This is a genomic window from Duganella sp. S19_KUP01_CR8 (assembly GCF_036688705.1).
Classification (GTDB): Bacteria; Pseudomonadota; Gammaproteobacteria; order Burkholderiales; family Burkholderiaceae_D; genus Rugamonas.
Genome location: NZ_JAQQPR010000041.1, coordinates 1 through 17,649, shown reverse-complemented (window position 1 = coordinate 17,649; position 17,649 = coordinate 1). Strand labels below are relative to the sequence as shown.

Below are 17,649 nucleotides of genomic sequence, written 5' to 3'. Positions count from 1 at the left end.
GCTGGGCGGCTGCGCTGTGGCCGAGACCGGCCTGCCGCCGGCCGAACGCCTGTGGGCCATGCTGTCGCTGATGACCGGCGTGGCGCTGGCCTCGCTGGACACGGCGATCGCCAACACCGCCTTGCCGGCCATGGCGCAGCAGCTGCATGCGACGCCGGCGGCGTCGGTGTGGATCGTCAACGCCTACCAGCTGGCGATGGTGGCGACGCTGCTGCCGTTCGCCGCGCTGGGCGAGATCGCCGGCTACCGCCGCGTCGCCCTCGGCGGGCTGGTGGTGTTCACGGCGGCTTCGCTGGCGTGCGCGCTGGCGTGGTCGCTGCCGTCGCTGGTGGCGGCGCGGTTGCTGCAAGGCCTGGGCGCCAGCGCCATGATGGCGGTCAGCACCGCGCTGATACGGGCCATCTATCCGCCCGAACGCCAGGGCCAGGGCTTCGGCACCAACGCGCTGGTGGTGGCGGTGGCGTTCGCGGTGGGGCCGACGGTGGCCTCGCTGATCCTGTCGCTGTCGTCGTGGCCGTGGCTGTTCGCGATCAATGTGCCGCTGGGCGTGCTGGCCTTGAGCGCCGCCTGGCAGGCGCTGCCGCAGACGCCGCGCGCGACGCATCAGGTCGACCTGCTGGCGGCGCTGTACAACGTCGGCGCCTTCGGCCTGCTGATCCTGGCGCTGGGCGATGCCGCGCACGGCGCCGCGCCGCAACGGCTGCCGGCCGAGATCGCCGGCGCGGCGGTCTGCTGGGTGCTGTTGCTGCGCCGCCAGCGCGGCCACGCAGCGCCGCTGCTGCCGGTGGACTTGTTCCGCAATCCGATGTTCGCGCTGTCGGCGCTGACGGCCTTCTGTACTTTCGCGGTGCAGGGATTGGCCTTCGTATCGCTGCCGTTTTTCTTCGAGCACACGCTGGGCCGGTCGCCGATCGACACCGGCTTCCTGATGACGCCGTGGCCGGCGCTGGTGGCTGTGATGGGGCCGGTGGCTGGCCGGCTGAGCGACCGCTACAACGCCGGCACGCTGGGCGGCATCGGCCTGCTGCTGCTGTGCGCCGGCGTGCTGTTATTGAGCGGAATAGCGGCCGATGCCTCGGTGTTCGACATCGGCTGGCGCATGGCGCTGTGCGGGGTCGGCTTCGGTTTCTTCCAGGCGCCGAACATGAAGGCCATCATGGGCAGCGCGCCGCGCGCGCGCTCAGGCAGCGCCAGCGGCATCGTCGCCACCGCCCGCCTCAGCGGCCAGGCCACCGGCGCGGCGCTGGTGGCGTATTGCTTCACGCTGTCGGATACGCGCGGCACGGTGTACGCGCTGGTGGTGGCGGCCGGCTTCGCCGCGCTGGGGGCGGCGGTGAGTTTTTCGCGCCGGCTACTCAGGAATTAATTGCCGCGCTGTTGGCGGAACCTTGCCGGAGGCGTGCCGAAGTGGCGGCTGAAGGTACGCGACAAGTGGCTGGCGTCGTGGAAACCGCAAGCTTCGGCGATGTCGGCCATCGCCCGTCCGCCGGCCAGCAGCATGGTGCGCGCCTGTTCCAACCGCATCTTCATCAGGTAGCGGTGCGGCGGCAGGCCCAGCGCCAGGTGGAACTCGCGCGAGAAATGCGCCTCGCTCATGCCGCACAGCGCCGCCAGGTCGCGGTTGCTGACGCCGGTGGCCAGGTTGCTGCCCATGTGGGTCAGCACGCGCCGCAGGCGTCCGCCGCCCAGGGTGCTCGATTGCGGCGCCGTGGCGGGCCGGCTGTAGTGCTCCAGCAAATAGCTCAGCAGCGCCACCATCAGGCCGTCGCAATACTGCGATTGCAGCGGGCCGGCCATGGCGTCGCCGTTGAGCATGCGGCGCACCAGTTCCATCACGTGACGGTCCGAGGTGAACTGCTGGGCGCCCAGGCTCAGCGGGGTTTCGCGCTGCGCGTTCAGGTTGTCAATCAGCGCGGCCGGCACGAACAGGTTGACGATGTCGCAGCTGCTCAAGCGGCTCCACTGGCTGGACCCGCTGGGCGGACAGATGCGGAAACGCTCGGCCGCGATCACCCCGCCCCACACCGGCTGGCCGTGCAGCCAGATGCGGGCGTCGACCGGCTCCAGCATGATGGCGATGCGGTAATCGTTGGGATGGGAGCTGATGGTCTGGATCATCGCGTCCGGCTGGTTGCTGCTCCAGCGCACGATCGAGGCCTTGGAACTGGGCAAGGGGCCGATGCAGGTATGCAGCGGCGTGTGGACGCCGCTGCGCAGGAACCAGTCTTTCAACACTTCGGTATTGTCTATCGCGGTACCCATGGGCTCGTCTCGGCATATGGCGGAGCGTCGATTATCGGGGGCGCCAGTCTTGATGTCAAATCATCAATTGGCAGGATTGTGCATCCAGGACGACATCCGGTCGACCACTTCTTGCTCCTGACCAATGTAACCGTGGTGATGGTAGGCCTCGCAGGGGTCGCCCGTGGGCTCGCCGCCGCCGGTGATCATCAGCAGTTTTTTGAGCGGGGCGTTTTTCAGGCCCTTCATGATCCAGTCCACCTCGTGGGGCCGGCAGATCACGCAGGCGTCGCTGGCGTGGTGCACCACCAGCACCGGCAGTTTCAGCGCGGCCAGGTTTTGCGTCGGCACCGCGCCCTCCTTCTTGAAGGCGGTCACGCTGGAGGTCAGCACCAGGCCGGCGATGCCGGGATCGTCCACGCTGGCGATGGCGACGTAGGCGGCCGACACCGTGCCGCGGCTGGTGCCGACCAGCCACACCGGCGCCGGGCTTTTGCTCCGCACGAACTCCAGCGCGGCGCGCACGTCGGCCAGATGTTTGGGATTGACGCGGTCGCTGTAGTCGAGCGCGGGGGTGTCGCTGGGCAGGCCGAAGATGGCGACGTTGAAACCGTCGGCAAGGAACAGCGCCACGCTGCGGGCGAGGAAGTTGTGGCTGGTGGGTTTGCCGTCGACTACCTTGCCGTAGCCGCCGTTACCGCCGGTGAACAGGAACACGGTGGCCTTGGCGCCCTCCTGCGCTTCCCAGTAGACGCTGGTTTCGACGCCGGGACGGGTGGGGATGCGGAAGGTCTGGCCGTCGGCCCAGGCGGTGGCGCCGTACATGGCGAAGATTAACGCCAGCCACCAACGATATCTGCTCATCGACCGCTCCTCGAATAAAATCATGAAAATATCACAACTTCATCGGGCGCTTCAAGGTGAGCTTGCGGATACGGAGAAATCTTAGACGAACAATGCTTGCATCAGGTCTGCAGTCGCAGGCTCAATTTGCTTGGCGCCTTTGGCTAGATTAATTTGCTTCGCCGCCTCCGCAACTTCAAGGGCGCCAGGAGCGATGTTGTACGCGGCTTTTCTTCTCATCCAATGAAGTACATCAACCAAATGCCACAAGGACAAACTACCCGCGTGCACGGGTACGGGGAAAGTGGAGCAATTATTCACCGCTAGTTTTCGCATGTTTTGACGCGTGACACCAACCACGTCCGCAATGTCGGTAAGTCCGACCAGGTCGGGTCCCGCCTCGATCAGTTTGGCAGACGGGATGGCCTGCTTCACATCGGTCAGTGCACTGATCAGCGCTTCAAATGCAGAGCTGGCATCCCTCGTAAACTCAAGCGCCATACGTCCGGGTGCACCTATGCCAATCAACGCATCGTCACATCCAGCCGCCCCCAAGCGCTCGACCAGTTCGTCTTGATTTCCATCTTCGCCTGACAGTTGATAGTTGAGCGTAAACGTAAATTCCATTTTTTACTCCTTGGAGGCCTATCCGGGCTGAATTGGACACTTGGTGCATCAAGGGATTGAAATTGGGAAATTTTTGACGAGCCGCCGGTCTGCTCGCCGTGAGAGTTAGAGTATGCACGCACCGCGCGCCCTCGGCGCGCGAGGCTGCCGCTGCGCGGCAGCAGTTGGGCGATTCGGAGAGGGCCGGCCTTGCAAGGCCTGCCCTTCGAATCTCACCGCTTCCGTCCAAAAATGCAAAAACCGCCCAGTGGGCGGTTTTTGTATTTTTCTGGCGGAAGCGGTGAGATTCGAACTCACGAACAGTTTAACCCGTCGCTAGTTTTCAAGACTAGTGCCTTCAACCACTCGGCCACGCTTCCTAAGTGTGCAGCATTATACAGATTTCACCCCCGCTTGGGTGCCGAAACCACCGATCCGCCCTCAAGCAGCCCGACTAGCCTGCCCCGGCGTCCAATTCTCGCGCAGCGCCTGCTCGAACGCTTCCGCCTCCAGCGGCCGCGAGAACAGATACCCCTGCACCTCATCACACCCCGAATTCTTCAAAAACGCCAACTGCTCCACCGTCTCCACACCCTCAGCGATCACCTTGTGCTTGAGCTGCTGCGCGATACTGATGATGGTATTGGCAATCGCACAATCATTAGCATCACCCGGTATGCCGATAGTGAAGGAACGGTCAATCTTCAAAGTATCGATCGGGAAGCGTTTCAAGTACGACAAACTCGAATACCCAGTCCCGAAATCATCCAGCGACAAGGTCACGCCCAGCGCCGTGATCCGGTCCATGATGCCAATCACCCGGTCGATGTTGTGCATCAGCGTGCTCTCGGTGATCTCCAGCTCCAGCCACGTCGGCTCCAGGCCGTAGCGCGTCAACGTCTCCTGCACCCGCCCCGGCAACGCCGAGGTGAACTCGCGCGCCGACACATTGACCGCCAGCCGTATCGGCGGCAAGCCGGCATCCTTCCACACCTTGGCCTGCGCGCAGGCCGCTTCCAGCACCCATTCGCCGACCTGCACCACCAGCCCGGTAGCCTCGGCCAGCGGGATGAACTCGATCGGCGGCACCAGGCCGCGCACCGGATGGCGCCAGCGCACCAGCGCTTCAGCGCCAATGATCTTGCCGCTGTCGATGCTGAACTTGGGCTGGTAGTGCAGCAGCAGCTCGCCGTGGCCCAGCGCGTGGCGCAGGCCCGTTTCGATCCGCATGCGCTCCTGCATGCCCTGGTTCATGTCCTGGCTGTAGAACGCGACGTGGTCGCCTTCCGCCCCGCCCTCCTGCTTGGCGCGGTACATGGCGATGTCGGCCAGCCGCAGCAAGGTCTCGGCGTCGCCACCATCCTGCGGATAGACGCTGATGCCGATGCTGCCGCCCACGCGCAGGTCGTGGCCGTCGATCAGGATCGGCGTGTTCAAGGTGCCCAGCAGCTTTTGCGCCACCATGCTCGCTTCGAAGTGCTGGCCGATGTCGAACAGGCCGACGGCGAATTCGTCGCCGCCCAGCCGCGCCACCAGGTCCTGGTCGCGCAGCACGGCGCGGAAGCGGCGCGCCACTTCGCACAACAGCTCGTCACCGATCTTGCGGCCCAGGGTGTCGTTGATCAGCTTGAAGCGGTTGAGGTCGATGAACAGCACGCAGCCGTGCAGCTTGCTGCGCTGGGCCACGGTCAGGGCCTGGTCGACCAGCTTGGTCAGCAGCGAGCGGTTCGGCAGGTTGGTCAGCGCGTCGTAGTAGGCCAGGTGGTGGATGCGCTCTTCCGCCATCTTGCGTTCGGTGATGTCGGTCAGGTAGGCGATCAGGCCGATGGCGCGGTCGTTGATGTCGCGCAGCGGCGACAGCGACAGGCTGGCCCAGAACACTTCGCCCGATTTCTTCTTGCGCCGCACTTCCATCAGGCGCCCGCCCTGCTCGAGGAAGGTGTCGTCGAAACTCTCGTCTTCGTCGTCGTACAGGAACAGGATGTTGCGCCCCACCGCTTCCACCGAGCTGTAGCCGAACAGGCGCTCCGCGCCCTTGTTCCAGCTGATGATGAAGCCGCTCATGTCCATGGTCAGCACCGACTCGTGGATGTGGTCGAGGATCTGCGCCTGGTGCTGCAATTGCGATTCCACCTGCACGTAGGCGTGGGTGGAACGCTGCGCCAGCGCATGCACCTGCAACACGCTGCCGGCCAGGTTGGCCAGGCTGGCCAGGTGCTCGCGGTCGAGCGAGCTGTAGTGCTCGCGGCCGGACACCACGAAGCGGCCGAAATATTCGTCGTCGAACAGGATGTCCTGGACCAGGCTGGGCACCGCGTCGTCATTGGCGGCCAGCACTTCGATCACCGGCGGCCGGAGCAGCATGGCGTGGGTGTCGGCCGGCAGGAATTCGCCCAGAGGACTGCTCATCACGCTGCGGACGATGCGCCCCAGCTCCTCGGCCAGCGCCGCTCCGCGCAAGCGCAACACCGCGTCGCACAAGGCCGCGCTGTTGCTCAGGAAATCGGAGACGGGATGCGCGACCATGGCTTATATATTCCTGCTCACCTGGATCGCCCAGTGGTAAGCCTGCAATTGCGCTTGCCAGTAGGTCTCATGGTCAATGCCGGCCTTGTCCAGACCGGCGCGGTCGTGGCGCTCCACCAGGGCCAACAGTTCTCCCAGCGGGCCGGCGCGGTCCAGCAGCGCCATCACCACGTCCAGGTCGAGGCTGAGCGCGGCGACGATTTCCGTCATCGGCATGCCCAGCAATACATCCAGCAGCGAGAACACGCCGGCCACGAAGGCCATGTCCTGCTGCTCGCGCTCCCAGCCGAGCGCCTTGCTCAGCCCTTCCATCTGCGCGGCGCGCACCGCCGCCAACGGCAGCAGCGGATTGGACATGCCGTCGTCCTGCTGGCGCGCGTACAGCAGCAGCTGCAACCAGCGCTGCAACTGGCGACGGCCCAGCACGTTGATGGCCTGGCCGAAGCTGTGGATCGGCGAACTGAGCGCGAACGCGGCCGAGTTCACCAGTTTGAGCAAATGGTAGGACAGCGCCGGATCCTGCTTGAGCAGCACTTCCAGTTCGCGCGAGTCGGCGTCGCGCGCCAGCAGGCCCAGCAGCGCCAGCAGGCGCTTGCGCGAGGTGCCGTCGCCGGCGTTCATGTCTTGCGGCGGATGCAGGGCGAAGTCGCCGGCGAACCAGCTGAAGCCGGCCTTGGCGCACTCGGCGATGCGCTCTTCGCTGCCCATGCCGGTGGCCAGGTGCGGGCCCGGCTGGGCCACCAGCGCCAGCACCGGCGGCATCGCCAGCGCGGCGTCGACCATCAGCGACTTGGCGCCGCACAGGGTGGCGCCCATGCCGGCCACGCCTTCGACCATGATGCGGTAGCCGGCGTCGGCGTACGAGGACAGTTTCTTTTGCACCGGAATCTCGGCGCAGGCGGCGGCCGGCACGCGCAGGATCACGCGGTTGGGCGGCAGTTCGGACAGTTGGGACAGTTCCAGCAAGGCCGGTTGGGCCACCGGCAGGATGCAATCGAGCGGCGCCAGCGCGGCGAACACGTCTGGCGTCTTGAGCAGCGTCAGCGCCGCCTGGAAGGCGTCGCCCGAGTCTGCCGATAATTCAAAAGTCAGTGCCACCCACTCGTTGTGAGCGTTGGACACCGCTTGTAATTCCACCAGTGGAAACATGCTAGTTTCAGGCGCAGACATCAATATCTCATTGAAGGTTGTGCGCGCAATCTTAGATCAAGCATTGACATTAGGCAATCAATTACCATCGGACAGTATTGTTATTTTCAATACGACCAGTATGAGACCAATCATCGCGCGCGAAACGTTTACTTTTATACAATTGCAATTACACAACCGGTGCAGGAATATAGCAGATATTGCCGCACAAACACGCACTGTTAAAAATTGCTTAATAGAATTAGAAGCGATACTCTGTATTTACAACAGGATTGCATACGGCGCAACATTTACTGTACGTGCTGGACCGCAAAGCGGATCAGCTCGGCCTGCCCTTCGATGCCCAGCTTGCGCTTGATGTTCAGGCGGTGGGTTTCCACGGTGCGCACGCTGAGGTCGAGCGCGCGGGCGATCTGCTTGTTCGATTCGCCGTTGGCGATGTGGCGCAGCACCTCGTGCTCGCGCGAGGTCAGCTGGTTGTCCTGGGTGTGCGGCTGCGCCAGCTGGCGCGCCAGCGCGGCGCTGTAATAGATGCCGCCGGACATGACTGTCTCGATCGCCACCACGATGTCCTTGCCGGGCGCGTCCTTGAGCACATAGCCGCGCGCGCCGGCCTGGATCGCCTGCGACACGTATTCCAGCTTGTCGTGCATCGACAGGATCAGCACCGCGATGCGCGGAAACGCCTGCTTGAACTGGGCCGTGGCTTCGATGCCGTTGGTGCCGCGCATATTGATGTCCATCAGCACCAGGTCGACCTCGCACTGGGCGGCCTGCTCCAGCGCCTCGGCCGCGCCACCGGCCTCGGCCACCACCTCGAATTGCGGCATCGCCTCCAGCCGCGCGCGCAGGCCGTCGCGCACCAGGGGATGGTCGTCGACCAGCAGGATTTTGATTGTGGCTGTCATGTTTTAATCTTTATAAACTGTATTAACTATTGCCAGCGAAGGCGGTCACCACCGTGCCGTCGCTGGATGAGGCGATTTCAAAGCGGCCGCCGATGGCGTCCATCCGCTCCATCATATTGCGCAAGCCGATGCCGTGCTTGGGATGCAGGGCGATGCCCTCGGCGTCGAAGCCGGCGCCGTCGTCGCGGATGAACAAGGTGACGCCGCCGTGCTCGCCGGTCAGGCGGATCTCGATGCGGCTGGCGCCGGCGTGCCGCTCGATATTGGTCAAGGCTTCCTGCGCCACGCGGAACAGCACGGTGTTGGCGACATCGGGCAAGTCGTCGGTGCAACCCTCCGCCTCGAAGTGTACCGGGGTTCCGCTGCTGAGCGTGTACTCCTGCCCCAGGTGGTGCAGCGCCGCCGCCAGGCCCAGGTCGTCCAGGATGGCCGGGCGCAGATTGTGCGAGATGCGCCGCACCTCGCCCATCACGTTGTTGAGCTGGTCGGCCGCGTGCTCGAAGGCCGCCTGCGCCGCCTGCTGCTGCTCGGCCTTGCCGGACGCCAGCCCGGACGTCAGCCGGATGATGCCGGCCTCGATCTGCAGCTTGATCGACACCAGCCACTGGCTGATGCCGTCGTGCAGGTCGCGCGACAGCCGCGCCCGCTCCTCCTCCTGCGATTCGACCACGCGCTGGGCCAGCACCTTGAGCTTGGCGTCGGCCACGCGCAGCTCGCTGATGTTGAGCGCCAGCCCGGAGCTGGCCACCGCCACCGAGGCCGCGATGGCGATCGCGGCGATCCACAGCATGGTGTTGTGGATGTTGCCCGATTGCTGGACATCGACCTTGGCCAGCGCCTGGTCGACGTCGTCCAGATAGATACCAGTGCCCAGCATCCAGCCCCATTTCGGCATCGGGATCACGTAGCCCAGCTTGGCGCCGGATTTGTGGGTGGACGGCTTGACCCACCGGTAGCGCTCCAGCCCGCCGCCCGCGCGCGCGCGCGCCAGCAGGTTCTGGATGGTCGGCTGGCCCTGCTCGTCGCGCATGCCGTACAGGTTCTGCCCCACCAGCTCGGGCTGGCGCGGATGCATCAGCGTGTTGCCCTGCATATCGTAGACGAAGAAATAGCCGTCGTCGCCATAGCTGAGCGAGGACAGGATGCGCTTGGCCTCGTCGCGGGTGGCCTGGTCGTCGCGGCCGGATTCGTACAGGTGGGCGATGGCGTGCGAGGCCAGCGCCACGTAGTGCTTGAGTTCGGCCTCCTTGCTGCTCAGGTAGGCTTGCTGGATGGTCTCGCGCTGCTGCTGGGCCAGCAGCACCGACTGGTGCCGCACCGCCAGCGCGATGGCGATCAGCGCCAGGATCAGCGGCGTGATGGCCAGGAAGATGACTTTTTGCCGCAACTTCATGACGGTGTCCCGAATTATTCTGTAGCGCGATTCTACGCTCCCCGCCGCCTGCGGCGACTACGTAGTTGTACCGAGCCATAGTGCGTAGTGGTGCGCTTGCGGCGGTTATCAGCTTCCTGAATACTGGACATAAGCTGCAGTGGGGTCTTAGAGCAGCGCCCAAAACCTTGGAGGAAGCATGAAAACACTACACCACACCGCGCCACCCACGCTGGCCAGCCGGCTGGGCTGGGCTGCGCTCGCCTTGTGCGGCGCCGCGGCGCTGGGCGTCATCGCGCTCAAGCGCGGCGAAGCCATCAGCGCCATCTGGATCGTCATCGCCGCCGTCTGCGTCTACCTGATCGCCTACCGCTTCTACAGCCTGTTCATCGCCGACAAGGTGCTGGGCCTGGACGCCCGCCGCATGACCCCGGCCAACAAGCTGAACGACGGCCTCGACCACGTGCCGACCAATAAGTACGTGCTGTTCGGCCACCACTTCGCCGCCATCGCCGGCGCCGGCCCGCTGGTCGGCCCGGTGCTGGCCGCGCAGATGGGTTATCTGCCGGGCATGCTGTGGATCCTGGCCGGCGTGGTGTTTGCCGGCGCCGTGCAGGACTTCATCGTGCTGTTCATTTCCATGCGCCGCGACGGCCGCTCGCTGGGCGACCTGATCAAATCGGAGCTGGGCCAGATCCCCGGCATGATCGCGCTGCTGGGCACCTTCATGATCATGGTCATCATCCTGGCGGTGCTGGCGCTGATCGTGGTGAAGGCGCTGACCGGTTCGCCGTGGGGCAGCTTCACCGTGATGGCCACCATCCCGATCGCGCTGTTCATGGGCGTCTACTCGCGCTACATCCGCGTCGGCCGCATCGGCGAAGTGTCGATCATCGGCTTCGTGCTGCTGATGGCGGCCATCTTCGGCGGCCAGTTGGTGCAGGAGAATCCGGCGCTGGCGCCGATGTTCACCTTCACCGGCACCGAGCTGACCTGGATGCTGATCGGCTACGGCTTCGTCGCTTCGGTGCTGCCGGTGTGGCTGCTGCTGGCGCCGCGCGACTACCTGTCGACCTTCCTCAAGATCGGCACCATCGTCGGCCTGGCGCTGGGCATCGTGGTGGTCGCGCCCTACCTGAAAATGCCGGCCATGACCAAGTTCATCGACGGCACCGGTCCGGTCTGGGCCGGCTCGCTGTTCCCGTTCCTGTTCATCACCATCGCCTGCGGCGCCGTGTCCGGCTTCCACGCGCTGATCGCCTCCGGCACCACGCCCAAGATGATCGAGAATGAAACCCACGCCCGCTTCATCGGCTACGGCGCGATGCTGATGGAATCGTTCGTCGCCATCATGGCGCTGGTGGCCGCCTCGACCATCGAACCGGGCGTCTACTTCGCCATGAACAGCCCGGCCGCGCTGCTGGGCACCACCGCCGAGTCCGCCGCACACGCGGTCTCGCAGATGGGCTTCTACATCACGCCGGAAATGCTGACCCAGACCGCCAAGGATGTCGGCGAGCACTCCATCATCTCGCGCGCCGGCGGCGCCCCGACCTTGGCGGTGGGCATGGCGCAGATCCTGTCGGGCGTGATCGGCGGCAAGGTCATGATGGCCTTCTGGTACCACTTCGCCATCCTGTTCGAGGCGCTGTTCATCCTCACGGCGGTCGACGCCGGCACCCGCGCCGGCCGCTTCATGCTGCAGGACTTGCTGGGCGCCTTCGTGCCGGCCATGAAGCAGACCGAGAACGTGTTCGCCAACCTGACCGCGACCGGCCTGTGCGTGGCGGCCTGGGGCTACTTCCTGTACCAGGGCGTGGTCGATCCGCTGGGCGGCATCAATACTCTGTGGCCGCTGTTCGGCATCGCCAACCAGATGCTGGCGGCGATCGCGCTGATCCTCGGCACCTGCGTGCTGTTCAAGATGAAGCGCGCCAAGTTCGCCTGGGTCACCGTGCTGCCGACCGTGTGGCTGCTGCTGTGCACGCTGACGGCGGGCTTCCAGAAGATCTTCGACGCCAATCCGAAGATCGGCTTCCTGGCGCACGCCGCCAAGTACCAGGCCGCCTTCGACGAAGGCAAGCTGCTGGCGCCGGCCAAGTCGGTGGCGCAGATGCAGCAGGTGATCTTCAACGACTACCTGGATGCGTCGCTGGCCGGCTTCTTCATGATCGTCGTGCTCAGCGTGCTGGCGTTCGGCATCCGCACGGTGCTGGCGGCGCGCGCCTCGGCCCAGCCTACCGCCAAGGAAAGCCCGATGGTCCTGTCGCCACAGGTGCAGTGATGCTGGGCGAAATCGCCAAGGCCGGCCGCTATCTCGGACAAAGCATGCGTCTGATGATGGGCCTGCCGGAATACGACACCTACGTCTCGCACCGGGAAGCCACCCATCCCAACGAGCCGATGATGACGTACGAGGAATTCTTCCGCGAACGTCAGGAAGCCCGCTACGGCGGCGCGGGCAAGCGCGGCGGTTGCTGCTAGCAAAACCAACCCGGGGTCAGGTCCCCATTTGAGCATGAGCCCGGCTTATATAGCCGGGCTCATGCTCAAATGGGGGACCTGACCCCGGGTTTTTCTTTTTTACGGGAACTTTCTGCCCGGTCCGTGTGTCTAACTCCGCTGAGCCGCCTTGTCGGCCATTTCAGGGAGACACATGTCGCATACTTTTTCATACCAACAGGCGTTTGCCCGCAATATCGGCTGGGTCACGCAAGCGGAGCAGTCGGTGTTGCGCGGCAAGCGCATCGCCATCGCCGGCATGGGCGGCGTCGGCGGCGTGCACCTGCTGACCTTGGCGCGGCTGGGCGTGGGCGCCTTCCACATCGCCGACTTCGACACCTTCGACATCGCCAACTTCAACCGGCAGGTGGGCGCCACCATGTCCACGCTGGGCCTGCCCAAGGTCGAGGTGCTGGCCGGGATGGCGCGCGACATCAACCCCGAGGTGCAGATCGTCCGCTTTCCCGGCGGCGTCAACAGCGGCAACCTGGCGCAGTTCTTCGAAGGCGTGGACTTGTACGTGGACGGCCTGGATTTCTTCGCCTTCGGCGCGCGCCAGGCCACCTTTGCCGCCTGCGCGCGGCTGGCCATCCCGGCCATCACGGCGGCGCCGCTGGGCATGGGCACGGCGGTGCTGAACTTCCTGCCGGGGCAGATGACGTTCGAGGAATACTTCGGCTGGGGCTCGCTGCCGGACGAGGAGAAGGCGCTGCGCTTCCTGGTCGGGCTGGCGCCGGCCGGGCTGCACGCGCGCTACCTGGTCGATCCGTCCAGCATCAACCTGAAGGAGCAGCGCGGGCCGTCGACCATCATGGGCTGCGAGCTGTGCGCGGGCGCCGCCGCCACCGAGGCGCTGAAGATCCTGCTGAACCGGGGGCCGGTCGAGGCCGCCCCGCGCGGTTATCATTTCGATGCCTATCGTAACAAGCTGGTCCGCACCTGGCGTCCGGGCGGCCACCGCCACCCGCTCCAGCGGCTGACCATGATGCTGGTGAAACGCCGGCGCGGAGAGCAATCATGAGCAAGATGGAACAACACCTCGATGCCACGCTGGAGCAGATCCTGGAGCTGGCGCGCTGGGCCCCCAGCGGCGACAACACCCAGCCGTGGCGCTTTGAAATCCTCGACGCCCGCCGCCTGGTGGTGCACGGCCACGATACGCGCGACCACTGCGTCTACGACCTCGACGGCCATCCCAGCCAGATCTCGATCGGCGCGCTGCTCGAGACCATGGCGATCGCCGCCAACACCTACCAGCTCGAGATGCGCGTCATGCGCCACATCGAAGCGCCGGAGAGCCGCCCCACCCTCAGCGTCGAGTTCGTTCCGGCGCCGCAGCTGGAGCCCGATCCGCTGGCCGACGCCATCCTGCCGCGCAGCGTGCAGCGGCGCCCGCTGAGCCGGCGCCCGCTGACGCCGGCCGAACGCTCCGCGCTGGTGGCCGCGCTGCCGGACGGCTACGGCGTGCACTGGCTGGAAGGCAGTCAGCGCGGCGCGGCGGCGCGCCTGATGTTCCGCAACGCCAAGCTGCGGCTGACGATGCCGGAAGCCTGGCAGGTGCACAAGTCTGTGATCGAATGGAACGCCCGCTACAGCGAGGACCGCATCCCCGACCAGGCGCTGGGCGTGGACGCCGTCACCGCCAAGCTGATGCGCTGGATCATGCAGCGCTGGCAGCGGGTGGAATTCTTCAACACCTGGCTGGCCGGCACGCTGGCGCCGCGCCTGCAAATGGACCTGATACCCGGCCTGGCCTGCGCCGCCCACTTCGTGCTGACCGCGCCGCGCCGGGCCCAGCGGGTCGACGACTACCTGGACGCCGGCCGCGCCATGCAGCGCTTCTGGCTGACCGCCACCGCGCAGGGCCTGCAACTGCAGCCGGAGCTGACGCCGCTGATCTTCTCCCGCTACGTGCGCGAAGGCCGGGTGTTCTCCGGCACCCGCGGCATGCAGGAACGGGCGGAGGCGCTGGCGCGCGAGGGCGCCGCGCTGGTCGGCCAGACGGCGTGGGAGACGGCGGTGTTCATGGGCCGCATCGGCGCCGGCCCGGCGGCGTCGGCGCGCTCGCTGCGCAAGCCGCTGCGCGAGTTGCTGGTGGGGCCGGCCGGCAAGCCCTGACGGCAAGCGAGCTCAAGCTGTTGGGGCGCCGCCGGCCGCGCGCCGCAGCACCGCGTCGAAGCGCGTCGCCACGTCGTAGCGCTGAAACAGCAAGGCCAGCTGGGCCGCCGCCGCGCGCGCGGCCGGGCGCTCCAGCAAGTCCACCACGGTGCGCCGCAGCGTGTCCTCGTCCAGCCGGTCCGAGCGCAGCAAGGCGCCGGCGCCCATCGCCGCCACCGCGCGCATGTTCAGATACTGGTCCAGGTTGCCCGCTATGCCCAGCACCGGCACCCCGGCCGCCAGCGCCTGCTGGCTGGTCGGGCTGCCGCCGTTGCAGATCACCAGCTGCGCCCGCCGCGCAGCCTCCTCGCCCGGCAGGTAGGCGGCCACATGGGCGTTGTCCGGCGGCGGGCCGGGGTCGGCCCGGCCAGGATAGGCCTGGCCGGCGGTGGCGGCGATCACCCGCACCGGCAACGCCGCCAACGCCTGCAGGATCTGCGGCAGCAGCGCGCCCTGCCCCGAGCTGCCCAACGTGACGTAGATCAGTGGCTTATCCGTCGGCAAAACATCCCACCAGCCGGGCAACTCGGTCGGCGGCGACCAGGTCACCGGCCCCAGGTAGGAATGCTGTGGCGGCAAATCCACCGCCGGGAACATTTCTGGGATGTCGGGATACAGCACGTAATCGGCGTCGGCATACACGCGGCGCAAGTCATAGCCCAGCGACGGCAGCCGGTAGCTGCGCCGCACCCGGTTCAGCGGCCGGCTGTGCAAGGCGAACGCCAGCGGCTGCACCAGGCGGAACAGCCGGTCCGCCACCGCGATCGGCAACGCCCGCGCCAGCGCGATCGCCGGCACCGTGTAGCGCTGCGGCACGTAGGGACTCCAGTAGGCGTTGATCAGGCCGATATACGGCACTTGCGCCACCCGCGCGCTGACCGACAGCGACAGCCGGAAGTCGCCCACCACCACATCCGGCCGCACCGCCTGCAGCAGGCGCAGGTCGTCCTGCACGTACTGCTGCAAGGTGGCGCTGTCGTACACCGGCTTGCCTGCGGCCAAGGCCGCCAGGAAACGCGCGCTGGAGATGCTGCTCAGCGGCCAGCTGCTCAGCCTGCTGCCCTTGAAAAAAGCCTCGTAGCCGGGCGCGCAGGCGAAGTGCACGTCGTAATGCTGCGGCGCCAGCGTTTGCGCCAGCGCCAGCGGCCGGCCGACGTGGGCCAGCGTGACCGCCTCCGCCACGAACAGGATTTTTTTGCGTTCCATCCTTGCAGCTTGCGACACACCTCCCCACGGCCCTTGAGAATGCTCAAACGTGCGGGGATTAGATGCAGATCAAGGCCGCCTTGGTCTGAACACTATATTTTTCCTACTGGCACTTACCGATCAGCTTGTCGCGCCGACGATTTCGGCGCCCACCGTTTGCCACCGCCTACAGCAATGTTCAATTTCGAACGTTCGGGTCTGAGCCAGAAACTGACCATCATTTCAGTGCTGTCCACCGGCAGCGCGCTGATGCTGGTGTTCTTCGCGTTTGCCGCCACGTCCGTCCTCAGCCGGACCGACGACGAGCGCAGACAGCTGTCCTCGCTGGCCGGCGTGATCGGCAACAACAGCGTGGCGGCGCTGCTGTCGGCCGACACCCGGCGCGCCCAGCAGACGCTGACCACGCTGGCGGTGGAAGACCAGATCCAGCAGGCCATCCTGTACGACAGCACCGGGCAGTTGCTGGCCCGCTACAAGTCCGCCGCCCTGCCGACCGAACAAGATGCGCCGGAACGCTTGGCGCTCGAAGATGCCGGCGAACAGGTCCGCACCTTCCACAGCGGTCCGCTGTGGGCGCCGGCCTTGCGCCTGTACCGGCCGCTGCACATCAAGGACGAGTTCATCGGCACCGTGATGATCGAATGCGCGCAAACCCGCATGTGGCTGGACCTGTTCAAGAACCTGGCCGCCGCCGCCGTGGCCGCCATGCTGTCGTTCATGATGGCGCTGCTGACGGCGGCCCGCTTCAAGGGCAGCATTGCCGAGCCGGTCGGCAAGCTGATCGCCGCCGCCCAGCAGGTCAGCCGCGGCCAGCCGACGCCGCGCATCGTCCACCAGCGCAGCGACGAGCTGGGCGCGCTGACCGACAGCTTCAACGACATGCTGGCCCAGGTCGAGGCGCGCGACGCGGCGCTGGCGCAATACCGCGACCAGCTGGAACGCCAGGTCGGCGTGCGCACCGAACAGCTGGAAAAAGCCAAGAACGCCGCCGAGGCCGCCAGCCAGGCCAAGAGCGCCTTCCTCGCCACCATGAGCCACGAAATCCGCACGCCGATGAACGGCGTGCTGGGCATGACCGAGCTGCTGCTGGCCACCCGTCTGTCCGAGCAGCAACGCCACTACACCAGCATGGTCAAGCGCTCGGGCGAACACTTGCTGGTCATCATCAACGACATCCTGGATTTCTCCAAGATCGAGGCCGGCAAGCTGACCGTCGAATACATCGATTTCAATTTCCGCGAATTGCTCGACGACATAGACAACGTCTTCTCGCCGCAGGCGCAGGCCAAGGGCATCCGGCTGGAGCTGGCGATCGCCTACGACATCCCGATCGCCATCTGCGGCGATCCCAACCGGCTGCGCCAGGTCATCTTCAATCTGCTGGGCAACGCGATCAAGTTCACCGAGAGCGGCAAGATCACCGTCAAGGTCGCCGTGGTGCAGGAGGATGCGCAAACCGTCGGCCTGCGCTTCGAAGTGCACGACACCGGCATCGGCGTCTCCAGCGAGGCGCGGGCGCGCATCTTCGATTCCTTTTCGCAGGCGGACGGCTCGACCACCCGCAAACACGGCGGCACCGGCCTGGGCCTGGCGATCTCAAAACAACTGGTGGAGCTGATGGGAGGCACGATAGGAGTCGACCATGCGCTAACTCAAGGGTCGATCTTTTGGTTTGCCGTAAATTTTGACAAACGTCGCATCGATGTCGACGATCCCTCCTTCCACGCCACCCAGGAATGCCGCGCTTTGATTGTCGATGAGAATCCCACCAGCCGGGACGAGCTGGAAACGCTGCTGCGCAGCTGGCGCATCGCCGGCGCCGCCGCCACCGCCACCGACGCCCTGCCGCAACTGCGCGAGGCGGCCGCCGCCGGCCGTCCCTACGATGTGGTGCTGCTGGACATGGAGTTGCCGCGCACCAGCGGCCTGGCGCTGGCCGCCGCGATCCACGCCGAAGCGGCGCTGGCCGCCACCCGGCTGTTGCTGCTCAGTACCGAGCGCAACGCCGCCGACGGCGTCCAGCGGCGCGAGGCCGGCGTCGCCTTCCAACTGATCAAGCCGCCGCGCGCCTGCGACCTGTTCGATTGCCTGCTGGCGCCCGGCCGCAACACGCCGGCACGCCCGGCCGAAGCGCAGCCA

14 protein-coding genes and 1 tRNA gene are annotated in these 17,649 nt (G+C 66.0%); 6 read left to right on the top strand and 9 right to left on the bottom strand.

Translation table 11 applies throughout. The features are described from left to right. Positions 1-58 precede the first annotated feature (58 nt). Positions 59-1,366, top strand: a complete 1,308-nt coding sequence (locus tag V6M89_RS28010; protein WP_332856314.1) for an MFS transporter — start codon at positions 59-61, stop codon at positions 1,364-1,366. Here the strand turns inward: V6M89_RS28010 and V6M89_RS28005 are convergent. The 8 genes from V6M89_RS28005 to V6M89_RS27970 form a co-directional block, all read right to left on the bottom strand. Further along, positions 1,363-2,262 carry an AraC family transcriptional regulator gene (locus V6M89_RS28005; protein WP_332856295.1) on the bottom strand — a complete coding sequence of 300 codons (900 nt, stop codon included), beginning with the start codon at positions 2,260-2,262 and terminating at the stop codon, positions 1,363-1,365. The genes V6M89_RS28010 and V6M89_RS28005 overlap by 4 nt on opposite strands. Positions 2,263-2,325: 63 nt before the next feature. Then, the gene (locus V6M89_RS28000) at positions 2,326-3,105 is read right to left on the bottom strand and encodes an alpha/beta hydrolase (protein WP_332856294.1); all 780 of its coding nucleotides are present in this window, start codon (positions 3,103-3,105) and stop codon (positions 2,326-2,328) included. Positions 3,106-3,186: 81 nt separating this feature from the next. After that, the gene (locus V6M89_RS27995) at positions 3,187-3,711 is read right to left on the bottom strand and encodes a helix-turn-helix transcriptional regulator (RefSeq protein WP_332856293.1); all 525 of its coding nucleotides are present in this window, start codon (positions 3,709-3,711) and stop codon (positions 3,187-3,189) included. Between the two features lie 269 nt (positions 3,712-3,980). Continuing rightward, positions 3,981-4,070 (bottom strand) — tRNA-Ser (locus V6M89_RS27990). 61 nt (positions 4,071-4,131) lie between these two features. Beyond that, entirely contained in the window at positions 4,132-6,216 is a 2,085-nt protein-coding gene (locus V6M89_RS27985; protein ID WP_332856292.1) for a putative bifunctional diguanylate cyclase/phosphodiesterase, read from the bottom strand. Positions 6,217-6,219: 3 nt separating this feature from the next. Continuing rightward, positions 6,220-7,365 carry an EAL and HDOD domain-containing protein gene (locus V6M89_RS27980; RefSeq protein ID WP_332856291.1) on the bottom strand — a complete coding sequence of 382 codons (1,146 nt, stop codon included), beginning with the start codon at positions 7,363-7,365 and terminating at the stop codon, positions 6,220-6,222. Positions 7,366-7,655: 290 nt separating this feature from the next. Continuing rightward, entirely contained in the window at positions 7,656-8,273 is a 618-nt protein-coding gene (locus V6M89_RS27975; RefSeq protein WP_332856290.1) for a response regulator transcription factor, read from the bottom strand. 22 nt (positions 8,274-8,295) lie between these two features. Then, on the bottom strand, positions 8,296-9,666 hold the full coding sequence (locus V6M89_RS27970; protein WP_332856289.1) for a cache domain-containing protein: 1,371 nt from the start codon (positions 9,664-9,666) through the stop codon (positions 8,296-8,298). 178 nt (positions 9,667-9,844) lie between these two features. Here V6M89_RS27970 and V6M89_RS27965 point away from each other — a divergent pair, with 178 nt between their 5' ends. The 4 genes from V6M89_RS27965 to V6M89_RS27950 all read left to right on the top strand — a co-directional run bounded on the left by V6M89_RS27965 (position 9,845) and on the right by V6M89_RS27950 (position 14,265). Then, positions 9,845-11,929 (top strand): carbon starvation CstA family protein, encoded by a 2,085-nt coding sequence (locus V6M89_RS27965; protein WP_332856288.1) that lies wholly within the window; start codon positions 9,845-9,847, stop codon positions 11,927-11,929. Next, positions 11,929-12,129, top strand: coding sequence for a YbdD/YjiX family protein (locus V6M89_RS27960; RefSeq protein ID WP_116989477.1), 201 nt, complete (start codon positions 11,929-11,931; stop codon positions 12,127-12,129). The genes V6M89_RS27965 and V6M89_RS27960 overlap by 1 nt, the downstream gene beginning before the upstream one ends. Before the next feature lie 172 nt (positions 12,130-12,301). Beyond that, positions 12,302-13,168 (top strand): ThiF family adenylyltransferase, encoded by an 867-nt coding sequence (locus V6M89_RS27955; protein ID WP_332856287.1) that lies wholly within the window; start codon positions 12,302-12,304, stop codon positions 13,166-13,168. After that, the gene (locus V6M89_RS27950) at positions 13,165-14,265 is read left to right on the top strand and encodes a nitroreductase family protein (RefSeq protein ID WP_332856286.1); all 1,101 of its coding nucleotides are present in this window, start codon (positions 13,165-13,167) and stop codon (positions 14,263-14,265) included. The genes V6M89_RS27955 and V6M89_RS27950 overlap by 4 nt, the downstream gene beginning before the upstream one ends. A 12-nt stretch (positions 14,266-14,277) precedes the next feature. Here the strand turns inward: V6M89_RS27950 and V6M89_RS27945 are convergent, their stop codons facing one another. Continuing rightward, complete coding sequence (locus V6M89_RS27945) at positions 14,278-15,510, bottom strand: glycosyltransferase (RefSeq protein ID WP_332856285.1); 1,233 nt, start codon at positions 15,508-15,510, stop codon at positions 14,278-14,280. 174 nt (positions 15,511-15,684) lie between these two features. Between V6M89_RS27945 and V6M89_RS27940 the strand changes: the two genes are divergently transcribed. After that, the coding region (locus V6M89_RS27940; protein ID WP_332856284.1) for a hybrid sensor histidine kinase/response regulator at positions 15,685-17,649 on the top strand (1,965 nt) is incomplete at its 3' end.